Consider the following 19,768-nt stretch of genomic DNA (forward strand, 5'->3'; position numbering starts at 1 on the left):
GGTGATGCGGGATGGAAGCGACAAGGACGTCGGACACATAGTCGGTATCTGGATCCGGGTCTCGACCGAGGACCAGGCGCAAGGCGAGAGCCCGGAACACCACCTTGAGCGCGCGAAGATGTATGCGGCCGCGCGAGGGTGGATCGTCGGGACGGTCTATGATCTCTCGGGCGTATCGGGAAAATCTGTTGTCGAGCATGGTGAAGCCCAGCGCATGATGGAGGATGTGAAGTCCGGCCGCATCCGCGGGCTCATCTTCTCAAAGCTTGCGCGTCTCGCGCGCAACACCCGCGAGCTCCTCGATTTCGCGGAGTATTTCGACCGCTACGGGGCCGACCTCGTCTCGCTCTACGAGGCGATCGACACATCAACGCCTTCGGGGCGTCTTTTCTACACGATGATCGCGGCGATGGCGCAGTGGGAGAGAGAGGAGATCGCCGACCGCGTGGCGGCCTCCGTTCCGATCCGCGCCAAGCTCGGGAAGAACACCGGCGGACCGGCGAGCTTTGGCTATGATTGGATCGACGGAAAGCTCGAACCTCATCCAGAGGAGGCCCCCGTCCGCAAGCTCATCTACGAACTCTATCTCGAACATCGCCGCAAGAAGACGGTCGCGCAGCTCCTCAATGAGCAGGGCTTCCGCACGAGAACGGGAGCGAAGTTCTCCGACACGACGATCGACCGGCTCTTGCGCGATCCAACCGCCAAAGGGGAGCACCGGGCGAACTATACGACGCAGCGCCCCCATAAGACGAACGGCAAGACCTGGGCGTACAAACCTCGCGACGAATGGGTCATCCAGAAGGTCGAGCCCGTGGTGAGTGCCAGCCTCTGGGCGGAATGCAATGCCATCCTCGAAGCGCAATCCGCGCGGCGTAATGTCGGGCCGAAGGGGAAGTATCTCTTCGCCGGCAAGACGATCTGCGCCTGTGGCGGGAAGATGTATGTGAAGACCGGCACGCATAAATTCGCTTGCGGCAAATGCCGCAACAAAATGCCGGTCGACGATCTCGAAGCGGTCTTCCGCGACGAGATGAAGCGCTTCTTCTGGTCGGAGGAAGATCTGTCCGCCTTCCTCGCGAATGCCGATCAGGAGATCGTCGATCACTCGAACCAGATCGAAACCCTGAAGGCAGAGAAGGCCCAGCTCAAGGTCGAGTGTGACCGCATCTACCGGGACTATATGGACGAGACCATGTCCCGGGAGGCCTTCGGTGAGCTCTATACCGAGAAGAAATCCCGCATGAAGGAGATCGACACCGCGATCCCGCAGATAATGGGCAAGATCGACGCGCTCAAGGTGTCGCGGCTCTCAAGCGAGGAAGTGATCTCCGGTGCCCGCGATCTTTATGGCCGTTGGGACGACCTTACCTTCGAGGACAAGGTCTCGATCATCGAAGCCATCGTGGAAAAGATCGAGATTGGTGAAAGGGACATAGAGCTCTCGTTGCACTATGTCCCTTCCAGGGAACTGGCGGACGAAAGGCAACAGGAAGTCACGGATTCATCGCGGCAATGAGCTGAAAGCGGGCCGGATAGGTGATGTGCGCATTGGCGCGGGCGACGACGATCTCCCCTGTCTCAAGCGGCTGGCGCAGACTGTCGAGCACCTGGGGGTGAAACTCCGGCAATTCGTCGAGAAACAGCACGCCGTGATGCGCGAGGCTGGCCTCGCCCGGCTTGGCCTTCTGCCCGCCCCCGACCATCGCCGCCATCGAGGCGGAGTGGTGGGGCGCCCGGAAGGGCCGCGCGCGCGACAGCGTGCCGCGTTCGAGCAGGCCCGCGACCGACTGGATCATCGACACTTCCAGGAGTTCACCGGCATCCAGGGGAGGCAACAAGCCGGGCAGGCGTGCCGCCATCATCGATTTTCCGGCACCCGGCGGGCCGACCATGAGGAGGTTGTGCCCGCCGGCCGCGGCGATTTCGAGCGCGCGCTTGGCGCCCTCCTGGCCCTTCACATCGCGCAGATCAGCCTCGGGCAGACCGTCGATCAGCTCGCCGGGGGCCGGGCGCGACAGCACCTGAACGCCCTTGTAGTGATTGACCAGCTGGATCAGCGAAGAGGGGGCGAGGATGGGGAGATCCCCGCCCGCCCAGGCGGCTTCGGGGCCTGACGCCGCCGGGCATATGAATTCGAGATCGAGTTCCGCGGCCTTCAGCGCCGCGGGCAGGGTTCCGGGGATCGGCGCGATCGTGCCGTCCAGTCCCAGTTCACCGACCGCCAGCGCGCGTTCCGCCGCTTCGAACGGCACCACCCCCATTGCCGCCATCAGGCCGATGGCAACCGGCAGGTCGAAATGCGCCCCCTCCTTCGGCCGGTCGGCCGGGGCAAGGTTCACGATCACGCGTTGCTGGGGGAGCGAAAGCCCGATCGCCGCGAAGGCGGCGCGGACCCGCTCCCGGCTCTCAGCGACGGCCTTGTCGGCCAGTCCGACGATGGTGAAGGTCGGCAAATGGGCATCGACGATCTGCACCTGGACGTCGACGCGGCGCGCCTCGGCGCCTTCATAGGCCACGGTGGTCGTACGCGCGCTCATGCCCCCTCCCGTCAAACCGGATGAAGCGATCCGTCTAACCCCATGCCCCATATGGAGTTTTCCACAGGAGGCCGGAAACAAGACGGATCAAAACCGGAACAAGGAAAGAACAAAGCGGGCGCAGAGTCAACCCGCGCGCGTTTTTGTGAACAACTCAACCCCCGCGGGATCAGCCAAGGCGGCGTTGCACGGCATCCCAGAACAGCGCTGCAGCATCGACGCCGGAGAAGCGTTTCAGCTCCTGCACGCCGGTCGGCGAGGTCACGTTGATCTCGGTCAGCCGGTCGCCGATCACGTCGATCCCGACCAGGACCAGGCCCCGCTCCTTCAGCAGCGGGCCGATCGCGGCAGAGATGCGCCGGTCGGTCTCGCTGAGCTCTGCGACTTCCGCCGTGCCGCCGACATGCATGTTGGAGCGGGTCTCGCCCGGTTGCGGGCGGCGATTGATCACACCCACCGCCTCGCCGTCGATCAGGATGACGCGGCGGTCGCCTTCCGCCACGGCGGGCAGGAAGGCCTGCACGATGATCGGTTCGCGGCTCTGGGCGAAGAACATCTCGGTCAGCGCGGAAAGATTTCCGTCGTCGGGCTTCAGCCGGAAAATGCCAAGCCCGCCATTGCCGAACAGCGGCTTGACGATGATGTCCTTGTGCTGCGCCCGGAAATCCCGGATCGCCGCCATGTCGCGCGTGATCAGGGTCGGCGGGATCAGCTCCGGGAATTTCAGCGGGATCAGCTTTTCCGGGCTCGACCGCACCCATTCCGGATCGTTGAGGACGAGCGTGCGTCCTTTCAGCTCCTCGAGAATGTGGGCGGCGGTGATGTAGGCCATGTCGAAGGGCGGGTCCTGACGCATCAGGACGACATCGACATCCTCGGCCAGATCGATCTCGCGGCGCTCGCCGAACGCGGCGTGGTCGCCCTTGACCCGCTGCACGGTTACCGGACGCGCCCGCGCCACGATCCGGCCCTCGCGCCAGCTGAGATGCTGCGGCTGGTATTCGAACAGGGTGGCGCCGCGCGCCTGCGCCGCCTCCATCAGGGCGAAAGTCGTGTCGCCGTCGATATTGACGGTCTCGACCGGATCCATCTGGACCGCAACGCGTAGCGCCATGCTCATTTCCCCGTCCGCACCGGATTGTCTGCGCCCGATATGGGACGCCGGGGATCAATCATCAATCGGACGCACCGGCGCGTCACGCACTTCTTCCGGCGGCGCCATGTCGGGCGCGGCCCCCAGCAGTTCGGCCTCCTCGCCGGACCGGACCGGTGCGGCTTCGCCTTCGCACACGGCAGCCTGGCGCGCCCCGCGCGAGACCGGCTCGGCGGTTTCGCCGGCGACGCGGACATAGGTGATCACGTCGCTGACCCCGTCGACCAGGGCGGCATGGCCGGCGGCACGTTCGAGCTCGCCGCGCGTGCGGGCGACGCCGAGCAGATAGACGCGTCCACCCTCGACCTCGACATTGAAATTCACACTGCGCACCGACCGGTCGCGCAGCAGCCGCGAGCGTACCTGTTGTCCGATCCAGTAATCGCGGCTGCGGTCGCGGAAATTCTCCGGACTCGTCACTTCGACCTCGTTTTCCACCGAGCGAACCGCCACGGCGGACCAGGCCAGGCATTCGGCCATGCGGCGGTCGGCTTCGCGCGGCACCGTGCCGGTCAGAAGCGCGATCCCCTCGGTGACTTCGACATCGACATTGTCCAGCGCATAGCCTTCGGTCCGAAGCATGGCGGACTTGATCGAGAGCGACGCATTGGTGTCGTCGATGCCGCGCCCGACGCTTCGCTCGGGCTGGAAGGCGGCACAGCCGGCGAGCAGGGCGCCGGACACGGCGAGAACGGCAAGGCGGGAGAACATCGGGGGGATCCTTCTGGTCGACCGAATCGGATGGCCGGAGCCTGACTCGCACGCGACTCCAGACGGTTAACGCCGGCGCGCCGGAGTCAGCTCAATGTCAGGGCATCGCGCCCTTCCAGGCGCCACGCCCCGCGTAAGTGTTCGGGCCAGCGCCCGGGCGTCATCACCATCAGGTCGAATCGCGGCTGAAGTTCGGCAAGCGACCGGTGCCGCGTACGGAAGGCCGCGGCCGCCCGGATCAGTCTCTGCTGTTGTTTCGGGCCGACCGCGATCAGCGCGGCACCGGCATGGGCGCGCTGCTTCACCTCGACAAAGGCCAGCACCCGGCCTCGCCGGACGACCAGGTCGAGCTCGCCCAGCGGCGAGCGGTAGCGGCGGGCGATGATGCGGTAGCCCTTGGCCATCAGCCACAGGGCGGCTAGCGTTTCGGCGCGCCGCCCGCGCGCCTCAGCGCGGCGGCGCTTCCCGCTCACGCCCGGTCCTTCAGCTCGAGCGCGCGGGCATAGACGTCGCGCTTCGCCCAGCCCGACAGGGCCGCGATCTCCGCTGAAGCCTGCTTCACCCCGGCAGCCGGGATGCGGTCGGCCAGCGCCGCATCCAAGCGGACCTCGTCCCACGCCGCTTCGGTGTCTTCCGGCGGGCCGATCACGACGACGATCTCGCCCCTGGGCGGGCCCGCCGATTCGTAATGCGCCGCAAGGCTCGCCAGTGTCCCGCGTCTGGCTTCCTCGAACTTCTTGGTCAGTTCCCGCGTCAACGCCGCCGGCCGATCGCCCAGCACGACCGCCATGTCGGCCAGAGACGCGACAAGGCGCGGTGCGGTCTCGAACAGGATCAGCGTGCCGGGCACGGTTTTCAGGGCATTGAGGCGCGCCTGCCTGGCCCCGGATTTCACCGGCAGGAAGCCGCCGAAGAAGAAGGCGTCGCTCGGCAATCCGCTCAGCGACAGCGCGGCGAGCACGGAGGACGCACCCGGCACGACATGCACTTTCAGGTCCGCCGCCACCGCGGCCCGCACAAGCTTGAACCCGGGGTCGGAGACCAGCGGCGTGCCGGCGTCGGAAATCAGCGCGATCCGCTCTCCCGCCCGCAATCGGTCGAGGATGATTGCGGCCTGCTTGTCTTCATTGTGGTCGTGAAAACTCCAGACGGTCACGGAAACGCCATAGGCCGACAGCAGCTTGGCGGCGACGCGCGTATCCTCGGCGAGGATCAGATCGGCCCCGGCCAGCGTGTCCAGCGCGCGCAGCGTGATGTCGCGGAGATTGCCGATGGGTGTCGAGACCAGGTGCAGACCCGGTTCGGGCGGTTGCCCCGGCGGGTGCGGGCGGCTAGCTTCGCCGGACATATTCTCAGACGGGTTGCTCATGATCTCGCGGACAGTCTTGCGCGTGTCGCGCCTCCTTCCAAGGCCTCTTGTCGTCGCCGTGCTGACCGGGCTGGTCGCCGCTTGCGCCTCAACGCCTGCACCGCCCCCGTCTCCGCCGCCTTCCTACACACCGCCGCCGGTCGAGGAACCGGTGCGTCAGCCCGAGCCGCAGCCCGAAACGCCGCCAGCCGCCCAGCGCGACACCGGCCTGACCCCGGCGCATCTGGAAGATCGCGACCTCGTCCGAGCGGCCATCCTTTTGCCCTTCTCGTCGGACAATGAAGGGGCCCGCACCGAGGCGCTGCGACTGCTCAATGCCGCCCAGCTCGCGCTCTTCCAGGGCGGTGATACCAACGTTGTCCTGATTCCGAAGGATACCGGCGGCACCCCCTCGGGCGCCCGCTCCGCCGCCCGCGCCGCAATCACCGACGGTGCCGACATCATTCTCGGCCCGCTCTTCGGCAGCGCCGCCATCGCCGCGGGCGAGGTCGCGCGTGAATACGATATCCCGGTCATCGCCTTCTCGACCGATGGCGAGGCCGCCGGAAATGGCGTCTACCTTCTCAGCTTCCCGCCCGACATCGAAGTCGCGCGCCTGGTCGAATACGTCTCCCGGCAGGGCGCGTCGCGCTTTGCCTATCTCGGACCGTCGGGCCGTTATGGCGAGGCGGTTTCAACCGCGCTGCGCGATGCCGCGCACCTGAATGCCAGTGAGGTCGTGGGCGAGGAATACTATTCCGGCGGCGTCGAGGCGATGACATCGGCGGCCGGACGCCTGGCCCGGATGGGCCGCACCAGCCTTGGCGCGATGGAAGCCATCGAGCGTCAGGCCCGCGGCGGCTGGGAACCGTCTCCGACCGCGCCCTTCCAGGCCGTGATCCTGCCAGAAGGCGGAATCCGCCTGCGCACGCTGGCCCCGCTTCTGCCCTATCACGACGTCGATCCGCTGGTGGTCAAATTCCTCGGCACCGGCCTGTGGAACGATCCTGAGACGGTGCGCGAGCCCGCCCTGCGTGGCGGCTGGTTTGCCGGACCGGACCCGGAAGCCCGCGCCCGCTTCAATACCGCCTATGCCGACGCCTGGGGCGAGGAACCCTCGCGTATTGCCAGCCACGCCTATGACGCGGTCCTGCTGACCGTCTTCCTCGCGCGCAGCGAGGACGGCATCACGCGGGAAGGCATCGAGACTCCGGACGGCTTCTATGGCGCCGATGGCCTGTTCCGCTTCAACGCCGCTGGCCGAATCCAGCGCGGACTGGCCATTTTCGAGGTCCGGCCCTCGGGCATCGAGACGATCGATCCAGCGCCCCGTTCCTTCGAACTCACCGGATTCTAGAGACCCGACATGACCGGATTTCCGTCGCCCAAGCTCGGCATGCGCACCTTCGACGCGCGCGTCGAATTCAACGTCTACCAGCAACCGGACGTGCCGCCGGCCGGGCCGGGCGTCTACGCCCTTCTGTCCCGGACGATGGAGTCGGGGCGCGGACTGGTGAGCGTCTTGTGGATGGGCGAGTCGGAAGATGTCTCGACAGTCAGCGAAGGCCATCCGGAATTGCCCAAACTGGTCGAGAACGGCTTCAATGCCGTCGCGGCCTTCCCCGAGGCGGACCCTGAACTGCGCAAGAAGCTGCTTCACGACCTCCTCTACGCGCGGCAGGTCTGGCCGCGTTGCCAGCCGCAGCCCGACGATTTCTGAGCCAATTCTCTAGGACGCTTGCGGTTCCGCCAGTTCGCCGCCGATCCGGTCGGCGAGCAGCCGTCCCTGCGCTGTGAGCATGACCCGGTCCAGCGTCACCGTGATCCAGCCATCGCCGGCCAGCGTTTCGAGCCGCACCGCGTCGAGCGCCAGCCTGGTGGCCGCCGTCAGCGCGGCGCGGTCGATGCCTTCCGCGATCCGCAGCCCCATCAGGACGCGTTCCGCGAAATCCTCGGCCGGTGTCAGGCGGATCTCAGCCTCGCTGCCCCGCCCGGCCTGACGCACCGCCGCGATATAGTCGCCCGGCCTCTCCTTCGCCTCGGCGGCGAGCCGCCCCCCCGTCGTTGACGAGAACAGCCGCGAATGCGCGCCCGGCCCGATGCCGATCCAGTCCGCGCCGGTCCAGTAGAGCGAGTTGTGCACCGAGCGGTCGTCCGGCTTCCGCGCGAAATTGGAGATTTCGTACGGGGTCAGTCCGGCGGCCCCGAGCACGCCATAGGTCAGTTCCTGGAAGTCGGCCGCCGCATCGCCGTCCGGCAGGGTCAGCCGTCCGGTCTCGGCCTGCTTCGCGAAGGCCGTGCCGGGTTCCAGCGTCAGCTGATAGGCCGAGACATGCCCGGTCCCCAGCGCAATGGCGGCGGTGAGCTCTCTTTCCCAATCGGCCAGGGATTGCCCCTCGCGCGCGAAGATCAGATCGACCGAGACCCGCTCCACGGCAGTTTGTGCAATCCCGACCGCTTCGATCGCCCTGGCCGCGTCGTGGTCGCGTCCGAGGCGGGCCAGCGCCCGGTCATCGAGGCTCTGCACCCCGACCGACAAACGATTGATCCCGGCCCGGGCGAGGTCCGGCAGGGCCACGGCCTCCGCCGGATTGGCCTCGAGCCCGATCTCCGCCCCGGTCTCGAGCCCGAACAGGCGGTCGGCCGCCTCGATGACCCGTTCGACATCGCGCGGCGTCATCAGCGAGGGCGTGCCGCCCCCGAAATGGATGGAAGTGAATGCTCGCTTACCCGCGATATCCGCCCATCCGGCGAGGTCGGCGATCAACGCATCTGTGAGATCGGTGTCATGGCCCCGCGCCTTGTAGACGTTGAAGTCGCAATACGGGCAGATCCGCCGGCAATAGGGCCAGTGGATATAAAGACCGAGCGGGGCAGACACGCCGCTCATTCCCCGAACACCTCCTTCACCATCCTGTTCAGCGCCCTCCCGCGATGGCTGAGCGCCTGTTTCTCGTCCAGCGTCATTTCCGCGAACGTCCGGTCATGGTCCGCAGGGACAAAGACCGGATCATAGCCGAAACCGGCCGTTCCGCGCGGCGGCCACACGATCGTCCCCTCCACCCGGCCTTCCCAGAACCGGGTCGGCTTGCCCGGTTCGGCAAGCGCCAGGACGCAGACGAAAGCCGCGTCCGCCGATCCGCCAGCCTCCAGAATCCCGTCATGGACCCGTTTCATGGCTGAAAAGAAATCTTTCTCCGGCCCCGCCCAGCGCGCGGAGTAGATTCCGGGTGCCCCGCCCAGCGCGGCGACCGAAAGCCCGGAATCGTCAGCCAGGGCAGGCCTCCCCGAGGCATTTGCCGCGGCTTCGGCCTTGAGGGCGGCATTGGCGGCGAACGAATCCCCTGTCTCGTCCGGTTCGGGTAAATGGGCGTCTGCAGCAGACGTGATCGACACGCCGTGCGGCGCGAGCCGCGCCGCTATCTCCTTGATTTTACCTGAATTGTGGGTTGCGACCAACCAGTCCGAATTTCGCGTCACGGGCGATTTCTCCAGATTTTCATATCGCCTTTCGAAAAATTCATATCGAAAAACGATATTTTTCGCTTGCGCCGTCCGATTTTCACGTTTATCGATAAATCCACGGACGGCGACAATGATCGTCCGGGTAACAAACTCAAACGGTTTGGTCGAACACTGGTAATGGAGAAATGAAAATGGTCAGGTCCAAAAACAACGATAACGGTTCGGTCCGTCAGGCCGGCATGGTGATGATCAATCTGGTCCTCGTCCTGTCTGTCGGCGCGGCGATGATCGCGGCAATCGCTCCGGCGTTTGCGTGATCGGGAATGAACGTCTCTAGGGCTGCCGGCGCGGCGATCTCCCCTTCGCGCCAGACCGGCAGACCCTGAGGCGGAACACCAGGGGCTGGGGAATGGCACAAACAAGACGGATCTCGCTGGTCGCGATCCTCAAATGGGCACTCGACATTGCCTGGTATGTGCTGTGGGCCCTTCTGGTCGTCTCGGCGATCGGAACGGCATTGTCTCTCGGCCTGACGGCGTTGAGTTTTCTTGGTATCGCGCCGGATACGCTGCAGCAGGGTCTGGAGCGTCTCAGCCGGTACCATGTGATCGTCCTGCCGCTCTTCGTCCTCGAGATCATCGTCCTGATGATCATCACGGACCGGCTGCGGCGGATGTTCGCGACCCTGATCGCGGGCGATCCCTTCGTGCCGGAAAATGCCGGCCATCTGCGGGTCATCGCCGTCGCGATCGGTCTGTATCAACTGGTCGCCTACGCTGCCCAGGGGCTGTTGGCGATGGCGTTCACCATGTTCGGCCAGCCCGTGGAGGGCGGTGTCGAACTGAGTGTGGAGTTTGATCTGAACCTGGCGGCCTGGTTCGCGGTGATCGCGCTCCTGGTGCTTTCGGAAGTGTTCCGGGAAGGCGCGAGAATGCGCCAGGAACAGAAACTGACGATTTAGGGAGGCGCGAAACATGGCCATTCGCGTCACCCTCGACCGGATGCTGCTCGAACGGCGGATGTCGCTCACCGAATTGTGCGACCGCGTCGGCATCACGATGGCGAATTTGTCCATCCTGAAGACGGGCAAGGCCAAGGCGGTACGCTTTTCCACGCTGGAAGCGCTGTGCCGCGAACTGAACTGCCAGCCGGGCGACCTTCTGACCTATGACGAGTCGGAACCGGGCGCCGAGGACGACGACGGATAGGCCGTCGAGCCTTCAGACAGGCCGGCAAGAGGAAAGCCCCTCGCGGGGAAAACCGCGAAGGGCCTTGTGAGAGGCGGCGGGGGCGGGCCTGTTCGGTCCATAGCCCCTTCCCAAGAGCCGGACGGGCCTTTTTCAGCCCCCCAGCGCGCTCCCGCCGCCTTTCATCATCCTTATTACACCACGCTTTTCTGGATGTCACAGAGTTCGCGAACACCCGTCTTCGCGAGCGTGAACAGCGTGCCGAAGGCGTCTTCCGGGATCGGCTTGTCTTCCGCGGTGGCCTGTATCTCGACGATCCCGCCTTCCGCAGTCAGCACGAAGTTGGCATCAGCCTCTGCCACCCGGTCCTCCTCATAGCAGAGGTCGAGCCGCGGCTCGCCGGAGATCACGCCGCAGGAGATCGCCGCGACCTGGCCATAGACCGGGTCATTGCCAAGCACGTCTTCCTCGATCAGCCAGTTCACCGCCTGTTTCAGCGCCACCCAGGCGCCGGTGATCGCTGCCGTGCGCGTGCCGCCATCGGCCTGGATCACGTCGCAGTCGAGCGTGATCTGGCGCTCTCCGAGCGCCCTGAGATCGACCACCGCACGAAGCGAACGGCCGATCAGGCGCTGGATTTCCTGCGTCCGGCCGGACTGCTTGCCCGCCGCCGCCTCGCGCCGGCCGCGCGTATGGGTCGCGCGCGGCAGCATGCCGTATTCCGCCGTCACCCAGCCCTTGCCCGAGCCCTTGAGCCAGGGCGGGATGTTGTCCTCCACCGAGGCGGTGCACAGCACATGCGTGTTGCCGAACTTGGCGAGGCACGACCCTTCCGCATAAGGCGAAACGCCGGTGATCAATTCCACTGTCCGCATCGTGTCGGCAGTCCGTCCGTCGGGTCGCATGGTCTTCCTCGCTCTGGTCTGTGTTTCCGCGCGGGCTTAACCGCCTCGCCCCGCCGGGTAAAGCCGGACCTGCCCATGCGCGGAGATTGCACCGGAGCGGGCTTCATCCTAACTGATGACCGCCATGAGTGAGCTGACACGGCCCGCCCCGTCCCTGACCGACCTCGACGCCCGTTCGCGCGCCATCTTCCGCGAACTGGTCGAAACCTATCTCGCCACCGGCGAGCCGGTCGGCTCGCGCACCCTGTCGCGCATCGAGGGTGTCGGCCTGTCGCCGGCCTCGATCCGCAACACCATGGCCGATCTCGCCGAGCTGGGCCTGCTCACCGCGCCGCACCAGAGCGCCGGGCGCATGCCGACCCATGCCGGCCTCCGCCTCTTCGTCGACGGCCTGCTGCAGATCGGCGAACTGACTGGCGACGAGCGCAAGGACATCGAATCCCGCATGGCCGGGACGGGCAAGTCGATCCCGGACCTGCTGTCGGAAGCCTCCTCCCTTCTCGGCGGCCTCGCCGGCGGGGCGGGTCTCGTCCTGGCGCCGGCGCGCGAAGCCCCGCTCAAACATGTCGAATTCGTGCCGATGAGCGCGACCGAGGCGCTCGCCGTTCTGGTCTTTGCCGATGGCAGCGTCGAGAACCGGTTGATGACCGCGCCGTCCGGCCTGCCGACCGCCTCGCTGATCGAAGCGGGCAACTTCCTGTCCGCACGCCTGAAGGGGCGCACCCTGACCGAGGCGCGCGACGAGATTCGCCGCGAGATCGCCGAGCGCCGCGCCCAGCTCGACGAGGCCGCCTCGCGCCTGGTGGAAAGCGGGCTCGCCGACTGGGCCGGCGGCGAGGAACGCAATCTGATCGTGCGCGGCCGCGCCCGTCTGCTCGACAATTTCCAGGCCGCCGAGGACCTCGAACGCATCCGCATGCTGTTCGACGATCTCGAACGCAAGGAAGGCCTGATCTCCCTGCTCGACCGCGCCCGCGACGGGCAGGGTGTGCGCATCTTCATCGGCGCGGAAAACCCGATTTTCTCGCTCTCGGGTTCCAGCGTGATCGTCGCTCCCTATATGAACGAGGACCGCCGCATTGTCGGCGCGCTGGGCGTGATCGGCCCGACGCGCCTCAACTACGCCAGGGTCATCCCGCTGGTCGACTATACCGCCCGCGTGATGGGCCGGCTGATCGAGAAGCCGCGCGGCTGAGTGCCGCCATTGAACGAGACTCAAGGACGCTTCAGAAGACGCCCATGACCGACAAGAACACCCCCGAGACCGAAATTCCCGAGGCCGACGACTCTGCGGAGATCACCGCCGAACAGGCGATCGACGCGCTGCAGACCGAGCTCGAGGACGCGCGCGAGAAGATGTTGCGCGCCCTGGCTGATGCCCAGAATACGCGCCGCCGCGCCGAGAAGGAGATCGCCGACACGCGCAAATACGCCGTATCGGGCTTTGCCGGCGATCTGCTGGCCGTGGCCGACAACCTCTCCCGCGCGCTCGACGCAGTGAAGGCGGCCGAGCTGGAGGGTCCGGCGAAGACGCTCGTCGAAGGCGTGGCGATGACCGAGCGCAGCCTGCTGTCCGCCTTCGAGCGCCACGGCGTGAAGAAGATCGATCCGCAGCCCGGCGAGGCCTTCGACCCGAATTTGCACCAGGCCACGGCGCAATTCCCGTCCGAGCACGCTGCCGGCGCGATCGCCGCGGTGCTGGCACCGGGTTATGTCCTCGGCGACCGCACGCTGCGCGCCGCCATGGTCGCGGTGTCCTCCGGCCCCGCCGAAGGCGGCGGCCAGCCCTCCGGCGGCAGTGTGGACGTCGAGGCTTGACCCATTTTCCCTTCCCCTAGAAATGGGGAGCGGGGTGGGGTGAGCGTTCTGCTCTCCCCGGGGTTCCCGCGCAGGCGGGAATCCGAAACCTGGTGAATGCTTCAGGTCCCCATTTTCATGGGGACCCCATCAACCTTTCAACTGACGTTTCCCGGACGGCGCAGCCGATCCGGGATCCCGATTGGACCCCGGTCTTCGCTTCGCGAAACCGGGGGGCGTCGGAGAAAGGTGATTGAAAACACCCCCTCCCCGGTCGGCTGGCTGACGCGCAGCCTCACGGCCCTTCTCCCCTCGAAACGCTCCACTGGAGCGTTTCGCCCGAGGGGACGGGTCGAAGCCTCAAGGGGGAGGGCAACGTCAGGCGCACTCGGCACATCCACCCCGTTTCCCTTTTTCGCGGCGCAGCCTAGTCTCCGGCGCGATGACGGTCGCCGCCCTCCCCCTGTCCCTTGACGGGCTTCGCCTGCGCGCGGAGATCGCCGCTTCGCTGGGTGCGGGCGGCTGGTCGGACAAGGCTGCGCGCCTCGCCGCCATTGGCCACCTGAAAGCCGCCGTCACGCAGGGCCGCGACAAGGCCTTCGCGCGGCTGGACGGCAAGAGCGGCGGGCTCGAAGCCGCGCGCTTCCTCGCCAATGCGACCGATTCGGCGCTGGAAGCCCTGTTTGCCGCGCTCGAGACCCACAACCCCGAAGGCGCGGAACAAGTCAGCCTGTGCGCGATCGGCGGCTATGGCGCGGGCGAACTCGCCCCCTCATCCGACATCGACCTGCTTTTCCTCAAGGCCGACAGCGCCGGGCAAGCCGCCGACCGTTTCATCGAGGACCTCGTCTATGGCCTGTGGGACATGGGGCTGGTCGTCGGTGGCGCCACGGCCCGCACGACCGGCGAAACGCTGGCACTGGCGCGCGAGAATGTGTCGGAGCGCACTTCGCTTCTGTCGCTGCGCGTGATCGCCGGGGATGCCCGCCTCGCCTTTGATCTCGAGGCGAAGCTGCGTGCCGAAGCCGGAGAGGCCGGGCATGCCGGCTTCGTCGAGGCCAAGCTGAAGGAGCGCGACAACCGGATCTCACGGGCCGGCCGCTCGCGCTACACGGTTGAGCCCAACATCAAGGATTCCAAGGGGGGCTTGCGCGATCTGCAACTGATGCGCTGGCTGGCGCAATTCCTCTATGGCCAGGATGCCTTCGAGCGCTGGGTCGCCGCGGGCCTGCTGACGGTCAATGATGTCGAGCGCTATCTGCGAGCCGCCGATTTCCTGTGGACGGTCCGCTTTCACCTCCACGCCCTGACCGGCGGCAAGGATGACCGGCTGACCTTCGACCTGCAGCCGGAGATCGCCAGCCGCATGGGCTATGAGGACGCCGAGAACGAGCACGGCGTCGAGCGCTTCATGCGCCGCTATTTCCTGACCGCGATGGATGTCGGCTCGCTGACCCGCCTCGTTTGCGCCAAGCTGGAAGCCGACGCCTGGAAGTCGCGCCCGCGCGGCCTGACCCGTTTCCTGCCGGAAGGCGAGGGCGGACCGGCCACGCTCGACGGCGAGGATTTCGTCCTGCGCGAAGGCCGCATCGACTTCGCCGACGAGAAGCGCATCGAGGCCGACCCCGTCGTGATGATGCGCCTGTTCGAGATCGCCGCGAAACACAGCGCCGATCTGCACCCCGACGCGATGAGCGCGATCGGCCGCTCACTGCGCCTCGTCGATGACAATTTCCGCTCCGACAGCCGGGCCGCACGCAGCTTTTTCGCGACGCTGCTGGATTCCCCGGAACCCCAGGCCGTGCTGCGCCTGATGACCGAGGCGGGCCTGCTCGGCCGTTACATCCCGGAATTCGGAGACATCGTCGCGCGCACCCAGTTCAACATGTATCACCGCTACACGGTCGACGAGCACACGCTGCGCACGCTGGCCTGGCTCAGATCGATCGAGAAGGGCGAACAGGCCGAGGACCACCCGCTCGCCACCAAGATCGTCGGCCAGATCAAGCACCGGCGGGCGCTTCACCTTGCGGCGCTGCTGCACGACACCGGCAAGGGCCAGGGCGATCAGTGCGAGGAGGGCGCGATCCGCGCCGCCGAGGCTTGCACGCGGCTCGGCCTGCCCGAGGACGAGGTCGAACTGGTCTCCTGGCTGGTCCGTTCGCACCTGACAATGAGTGACACCGCGCAGCGGCGCGATATCGGCGACCCGAAAACCATCATCGATTTCGCCCGTATCGTCGGGTCGATCGAACGCCTTCGCTTGCTGCTGCTCCTGACAGCCATTGACATCCGGGCGGTCGGCGAGGGCATCTGGAATGGCTGGAAAGCCCAGCTTCTGCGCGATCTCTATTCGGCGACCGCGGCCGTGCTGGCCGACGGGCACAGCGTGCTCGCCGAGGCCGGCGAAGCCGAGGCCCGGGCGCGCCTGACCGCCAAGGCCGACGAGGCCCGCGCCCAGCTCGCCGCGCGCATGGCCCGCTTCGACGAAGCCTTCGCCCGTGAATGGGCGCAGGAATTGCCCGATTCCTACTGGCTGGTCTTCGGCCCGGAAGACCGGTTGCGACATGCCCTCTTCGTGCGCGCCACCCGCGCGATGACGCGCGATATCGCTGTTGCTGTGCGCGTCGATCGCCGCCGGGCGGCAACGGAAGTGCTGATCCATGCGCCGGACCGGGACCGGCTTTTCTCCGACATTGCCGCCACGCTCGCCGATATCGGCGCCAATATCGTCGGGGCGCATGTCGAGACGACGCGGTCGGGCCATGCCTTCGACGTCTTCCTGATCCAGGAGGAGTCCGGCGGCCCCTACGGGGTCGGCCGCTCCCGCGCCCTCGACACCTTGCAGGCCCGGGTCACCCGTGCAGCAGCCGGTGAGCCTGCCCGTCCCGCCAAGCGCGGGCCGCACGCCATGAAGCGCCGCGCCGCCGCCTTCACCGTGCCTTCGACCGTCGAATTCGACGACACGGCGTCCGAAGCCGCGACCGTGATCGAGGCGACGGGCCGCGACCGTCCCGGCCTGCTGTCGGAACTGGCGCGGGTGCTCGCCGATGCCGGACTGTCGCTGCAGGGCGCGCGGATCGATGGTTATGGCGAGCGCGCCGTCGATGTCTTCTACGTCCTCAAGAATGGCGCGAAGCTCACCGACGAGGCCGACCGCGAACCGGTCCGCGCCGCCCTTCTCTCCATCCTGCGGGAGGAGGAGGCGCAATGGGCCGAGGAAGCCAGGGCGCGCGGTCTCGCCCGTGCCCGCGCCAGCACCGGCCGCTAGGGGATCTGATGCGCCTGCTTCGTTCTTCCGCCGTCGTCGGCGTCTTCACCCTGATGAGCCGGCTTCTGGGTTTCGTCCGCGAAATCCTGCTGGCGGCCGCCATCGGGGCCGGGCCGATCGCCGACGCCTTCTTCACCGCCTTCCAGTTCCCGAACCTGTTCCGCCGCGTCTTCGCCGAGGGCGCGTTCAATTCCGCCTTCGTGCCGCTCTATGCCGGGCGCATGGAGGCCGAGGGCGAAACAGAGGCCCAACGTTTCGCCCGCGACGTCGTCAGCGTGCTCGCCACCTTCATGCTGGTCTTCGTTGTCGCGGCGCAGATCGCCATGCCCTGGCTGATGTATGCGCTCGGCCCGGGTTTCGTCGGCGATCCCGGCCTGTTCGAGCTGGCCATCCTCTTGACGCAGGTAACCATGCCCTACCTGTTGATGATGTCGGTCTCGGCCATGCTGAGCGGCATCCTCAATTCGCATGACCGCTTTGCCGCCGCCGCCGCCGCCCCGGTCCTGCTCAACGTCATCCTGATCGGCATCCTCTTCTTCGGCGAGGCGCCGCCTGAGACCCTCGTCCTCTGGCTCTCGATCGGCATCACCGTGTCGGGCGTGGTGCAGACGCTCTGGCTCTGGCTCGCCTGCCGCCGGATCGGCATCCGCCTTGGCTTCCGCATCCCGCGCCTGACGCCAGGCGTGCGCCGCCTGATCGTGCTGGGCGTGCCCGGCGCGATCGCCGCGGGAGTGACCCAGATCAACATCGTCGTCACCGGCTCGATCGCGACGCTGCAGGAAGGTGCGCGCTCCTGGCTCTACTATGCCGACCGGCTCTACCAGTTGCCGCTCGGCGTGATCGGCATCGCCATGGGCGTCGCGCTTCTGCCGGCCCTGTCGAAGCGTCTGCGCGCCGGTGACGATACCGGCGCTTCGGACGCGATGAACCGGGCGCTCGAAATCTCCATGGGCCTGACCCTGCCGTCAGCCGTGGCCCTGGCCGTCATCCCGCATTTCATCATCACCGCGCTCTACCAGCGCGGTGCTTTCACCGCGCTCGATGCCGAAATGGCCTCGGCGGCGCTGGTGGCCTTTGCCATCGGCCTGCCGGCCTTCGTGCTGATCAAGGTGCTCTCGCCCGGCTTCTTCGCCCGGCAGGACACCTCAACGCCGATGAAGTTCGCCACAATCGGCGTGGTCGTGAACATCGCGCTCGGCCTGGGGCTGTTCTTTTCCCCGGTCGGCTTTGTCGGCCTTGCCATCGCCACGGCTACGGCCGGCTGGATCAACGCCGGTCTGCTCGGCGTGGTCCTCCACCGGCGCGGCCTGCTGGAATTCGATGCGCGCCTCAAATCCAAACTCGTCCGGATCGGGCTTGCGACAGCCATCATGGGCGCCGCCGTCGCAGCCATGGGCACTCAGCGCGCCCTGCTGACCGGCTGGACCGGCGGCTCGACGCTGCTCGCCCTCATCGCCGTCGTCGCCATCGGGGGGGTGATCTATGCCGCCCTGGCGCTCGCGACGGGCGCGGTACGGATGGGAGAGTTGCGGAAGGCCCTGAAGCGCGGCTAAACCCCGCGGGCCTTGAAGACCCCGCCCGGAGTGACCCATGAGTGACGCGCCCGCCTATAAAGGCCCCGACCGCATCCTGTCCGGCATGCAGCCGACGGGAAACCTGCATCTCGGCAATTATCTCGGCGCGCTGGTGAACTGGGTGAAGCTGCAGGAGCGCGGCGCGGAATGCTTCTATTGCGCCGTCGACATGCACGCCATCACTATGCCGCACGACCCCGCCGCCCTGCCCGGCGCGGTGCGCTCGGTCGCGGCCGCCTACATGGCCGCCGGCGTCGATCCGAAACGCTCGTCCATCTTCGCGCAATCCGCCGTTCCGGCCCATGCCGAGCTCGCCTGGATCCTGCAATGCGTCGCCCGCCTCGGCTGGATGGAGCGCATGACCCAGTTCAAGGACAAGACCGGCTCCGACCGCGAACGCGCCAGCGTCGGCATCTTCACCTATCCGGTGCTGATGGCCGCCGACATCCTCGTCTACAAGGCGACCCAGGTGCCCGTCGGCGAGGACCAGAAACAGCATCTCGAACTCGCCCGCGACATCGCCGCCCGCTTCATGCGCGATTATGACTGCGAGGGATTCTGGCCGCTGCCCGAGCCGATCATCGAGGGCGCGGGCACGCGCATCATGTCGCTGAAAGACGGCACGAAGAAGATGTCGAAATCGGACCCGTCCGACCTTTCGCGCATCAATCTGACCGACGACGCCGACACGATCGCCAAGAAGATCAAGAAGGCAAAGACCGATCCCGAGCCGCTGCCTGAAAGCCTCGACGGCCTGGATGGCCGCCCGGAAGCCTCCAACCTGGTCGGCATCTATGCCGCGCTCTGCGGCACGACGAAGGCCGACGTCATCGCCGAGTTCGGCGGCCAGGGCTTCGGCGCGTTCAAGCCGGCGCTCGCCGACCTCGCTGTCGCGAAGCTCGCCCCCGTCGTTGACGAGTACAACCGCCTGATGGCCGACCCGGCCGAGATCGACCGCATCCTCGAAGCCGGGGCGCAGCGCGCCCGCGAAGTCGCCGCCCCGGTCATCGCCGAAGCGAAGAAGACGGTCGGCTTCTGGGGCTAGATTGCCGCATGGACGGCCCGTTTTCCGCCGTCTAGGACATTACCCGACCCAGTTGGAGACCCGCCATGCGCCGCCTGATCCTGTCCCTGCCGCTCACCCTCATCCTCGCTGCCTGCGGCGGATCAAGCGAGGAGGCCGAGACCCATGCCGGGATGAACCACGACGCCATGCCGGCGATGGACGATGCGACACCCGTGGTGGCCCGCGAGGCGACGTCGGTCGAAATCCGCGCCGCCTGGATGCGTCCGCACCCGCAAGGCCGCGATGTGACCGCCGCCTATTTCGCTGCCAATCTGACGGAAGGTAGAGAAGACCTCCTCCTGTCGGCCCGCATCGATGGCGCGGAACGCGTCGAGCTGCACACCCACACGATGGACGAAAGCGGCGTCATGCAGATGCGCGAGATCGGCCCGCAAATCCTCGGCACCGAAGGCCCGCTCGTCTTCACGCCCGGCGGCCGGCATCTGATGGTGTTCGGCCTGCCAACGGTCGTCGAGGGCGACGAGGTGACCGGCACGCTGAGCTTCCAGAATGCCGGCGACGTTGCCGTCACCTTCCGCGTCATGTCCATGCCGCCGGGCCAGGTCAGCGAGTACTGAGAGACACCCTCGTCCTTCGAGGCCCCTTCGGGGCACCTCAGGATGAGGGTGAAAGCCGGTTTCGAGTTTCCCTCATCCTTGTATGTGCGGATTGCGGCATGATGGTTTCCGCTGCCGGAGGTTTTTGAGGACCTGCGGGAGCACGGCGGAGACCTGCGGGAGCACGGCGGAGA

The 19,768-nt window shown here is 66.8% G+C and carries 19 protein-coding genes and 1 pseudogene; 12 read left to right on the forward strand and 8 right to left on the reverse strand.

Annotated elements, in window-relative coordinates; genetic code table 11:
* The first annotated feature begins 4 nt into the window (after positions 1–4).
* The gene (locus tag ACFOOR_RS07630) at positions 5–1,519 is read left to right on the forward strand and encodes a recombinase family protein (protein ID WP_343164842.1); all 1,515 of its coding nucleotides are present in this window, start codon (positions 5–7) and stop codon (positions 1,517–1,519) included.
* Here the strand turns inward: ACFOOR_RS07630 and ACFOOR_RS07635 are convergent.
* The 5 genes and pseudogenes from ACFOOR_RS07635 to rsmI form a co-directional block, all read right to left on the reverse strand.
* A pseudogene (locus ACFOOR_RS07635) lies at positions 1,500–2,540 on the reverse strand (YifB family Mg chelatase-like AAA ATPase); the annotation flags it as partial. The gene ACFOOR_RS07630 and the pseudogene ACFOOR_RS07635 overlap by 20 nt on opposite strands.
* A 169-nt stretch (positions 2,541–2,709) precedes the next feature.
* The gene (gene gshB / locus ACFOOR_RS07640) at positions 2,710–3,654 is read right to left on the reverse strand and encodes a glutathione synthase (RefSeq protein ID WP_343164841.1); all 945 of its coding nucleotides are present in this window, start codon (positions 3,652–3,654) and stop codon (positions 2,710–2,712) included.
* 54 nt (positions 3,655–3,708) lie between these two features.
* Positions 3,709–4,404: a BON domain-containing protein gene (locus tag ACFOOR_RS07645; protein WP_343164840.1), complete on the reverse strand. Its 696-nt coding sequence runs from the start codon at positions 4,402–4,404 to the stop codon at positions 3,709–3,711.
* An 86-nt stretch (positions 4,405–4,490) separates the two neighbouring features.
* A complete protein-coding gene (locus tag ACFOOR_RS07650) occupies positions 4,491–4,877 on the reverse strand; it encodes a YraN family protein (protein ID WP_343164839.1) in 387 nt (128 codons plus the stop codon).
* A complete protein-coding gene (rsmI, locus tag ACFOOR_RS07655) occupies positions 4,874–5,773 on the reverse strand; it encodes a 16S rRNA (cytidine(1402)-2'-O)-methyltransferase (RefSeq protein WP_343164838.1) in 900 nt (299 codons plus the stop codon). The genes ACFOOR_RS07650 and rsmI overlap by 4 nt, the downstream gene beginning before the upstream one ends.
* A gap of 22 nt (positions 5,774–5,795) precedes the next feature.
* On the opposite strand from rsmI, the gene ACFOOR_RS07660 reads away from it, so the two are divergent.
* Positions 5,796–7,109 (forward strand): penicillin-binding protein activator, encoded by a 1,314-nt coding sequence (locus ACFOOR_RS07660; protein WP_343164837.1) that lies wholly within the window; start codon positions 5,796–5,798, stop codon positions 7,107–7,109.
* A 9-nt stretch (positions 7,110–7,118) separates the two neighbouring features.
* The gene (locus tag ACFOOR_RS07665) at positions 7,119–7,472 is read left to right on the forward strand and encodes a hypothetical protein (RefSeq protein WP_343164836.1); all 354 of its coding nucleotides are present in this window, start codon (positions 7,119–7,121) and stop codon (positions 7,470–7,472) included.
* A gap of 9 nt (positions 7,473–7,481) precedes the next feature.
* Here ACFOOR_RS07665 and hemW read toward each other — a convergent pair whose 3' ends face one another.
* Both hemW and rdgB read right to left on the reverse strand, forming a co-directional pair.
* Positions 7,482–8,642: a radical SAM family heme chaperone HemW gene (gene hemW / locus ACFOOR_RS07670; RefSeq protein ID WP_343164835.1), complete on the reverse strand. Its 1,161-nt coding sequence runs from the start codon at positions 8,640–8,642 to the stop codon at positions 7,482–7,484.
* Positions 8,639–9,247, reverse strand: a complete 609-nt coding sequence (rdgB, locus tag ACFOOR_RS07675; RefSeq protein ID WP_380214208.1) for an RdgB/HAM1 family non-canonical purine NTP pyrophosphatase — start codon at positions 9,245–9,247, stop codon at positions 8,639–8,641. Before rdgB ends, hemW begins: the two co-directional genes overlap by 4 nt.
* Positions 9,248–9,408: 161 nt before the next feature.
* On the opposite strand from rdgB, the gene ACFOOR_RS07680 reads away from it, so the two are divergent.
* The 3 genes from ACFOOR_RS07680 (at position 9,409) to ACFOOR_RS07690 (ending at position 10,425) form a co-directional block, all read left to right on the forward strand.
* Positions 9,409–9,534 carry a hypothetical protein gene (locus ACFOOR_RS07680; protein WP_343164833.1) on the forward strand — a complete coding sequence of 42 codons (126 nt, stop codon included), beginning with the start codon at positions 9,409–9,411 and terminating at the stop codon, positions 9,532–9,534.
* Between the two features lie 92 nt (positions 9,535–9,626).
* The gene (locus tag ACFOOR_RS07685; protein ID WP_343164832.1) at positions 9,627–10,178 is read left to right on the forward strand and encodes a DUF2975 domain-containing protein; all 552 of its coding nucleotides are present in this window, start codon (positions 9,627–9,629) and stop codon (positions 10,176–10,178) included.
* 13 nt (positions 10,179–10,191) lie between these two features.
* Complete coding sequence (locus tag ACFOOR_RS07690) at positions 10,192–10,425, forward strand: helix-turn-helix domain-containing protein (RefSeq protein WP_343164831.1); 234 nt, start codon at positions 10,192–10,194, stop codon at positions 10,423–10,425.
* A gap of 173 nt (positions 10,426–10,598) precedes the next feature.
* On the opposite strand, the gene rph is transcribed toward ACFOOR_RS07690, so the two are convergent.
* Positions 10,599–11,309, reverse strand: coding sequence for a ribonuclease PH (gene rph, locus ACFOOR_RS07695; protein ID WP_343164830.1), 711 nt, complete (start codon positions 11,307–11,309; stop codon positions 10,599–10,601).
* A 124-nt stretch (positions 11,310–11,433) separates the two neighbouring features.
* On the opposite strand from rph, the gene hrcA reads away from it, so the two are divergent.
* The 6 genes from hrcA (at position 11,434) to ACFOOR_RS07725 (ending at position 19,595) form a co-directional block, all read left to right on the forward strand.
* The gene (gene hrcA / locus ACFOOR_RS07700; protein WP_343164829.1) at positions 11,434–12,504 is read left to right on the forward strand and encodes a heat-inducible transcriptional repressor HrcA; all 1,071 of its coding nucleotides are present in this window, start codon (positions 11,434–11,436) and stop codon (positions 12,502–12,504) included.
* A 44-nt stretch (positions 12,505–12,548) separates the two neighbouring features.
* Entirely contained in the window at positions 12,549–13,127 is a 579-nt protein-coding gene (grpE, locus tag ACFOOR_RS07705; protein WP_343164828.1) for a nucleotide exchange factor GrpE, read from the forward strand.
* Positions 13,128–13,548: 421 nt separating this feature from the next.
* Positions 13,549–16,377: a [protein-PII] uridylyltransferase gene (locus tag ACFOOR_RS07710; protein WP_343164827.1), complete on the forward strand. Its 2,829-nt coding sequence runs from the start codon at positions 13,549–13,551 to the stop codon at positions 16,375–16,377.
* Between the two features lie 8 nt (positions 16,378–16,385).
* Positions 16,386–17,930: a murein biosynthesis integral membrane protein MurJ gene (gene murJ / locus ACFOOR_RS07715; RefSeq protein WP_343164826.1), complete on the forward strand. Its 1,545-nt coding sequence runs from the start codon at positions 16,386–16,388 to the stop codon at positions 17,928–17,930.
* Between the two features lie 37 nt (positions 17,931–17,967).
* Positions 17,968–18,996, forward strand: a complete 1,029-nt coding sequence (trpS, locus tag ACFOOR_RS07720; protein ID WP_343164825.1) for a tryptophan--tRNA ligase — start codon at positions 17,968–17,970, stop codon at positions 18,994–18,996.
* Between the two features lie 65 nt (positions 18,997–19,061).
* Positions 19,062–19,595 (forward strand): copper chaperone PCu(A)C, encoded by a 534-nt coding sequence (locus ACFOOR_RS07725; protein WP_343164824.1) that lies wholly within the window; start codon positions 19,062–19,064, stop codon positions 19,593–19,595.
* Positions 19,596–19,768 lie beyond the last annotated feature (173 nt).

The sequence above is a fragment of the Hyphobacterium vulgare genome (assembly GCF_042643335.1).
Classification (GTDB): domain Bacteria; phylum Pseudomonadota; class Alphaproteobacteria; order Caulobacterales; family Maricaulaceae; genus Hyphobacterium; species Hyphobacterium vulgare.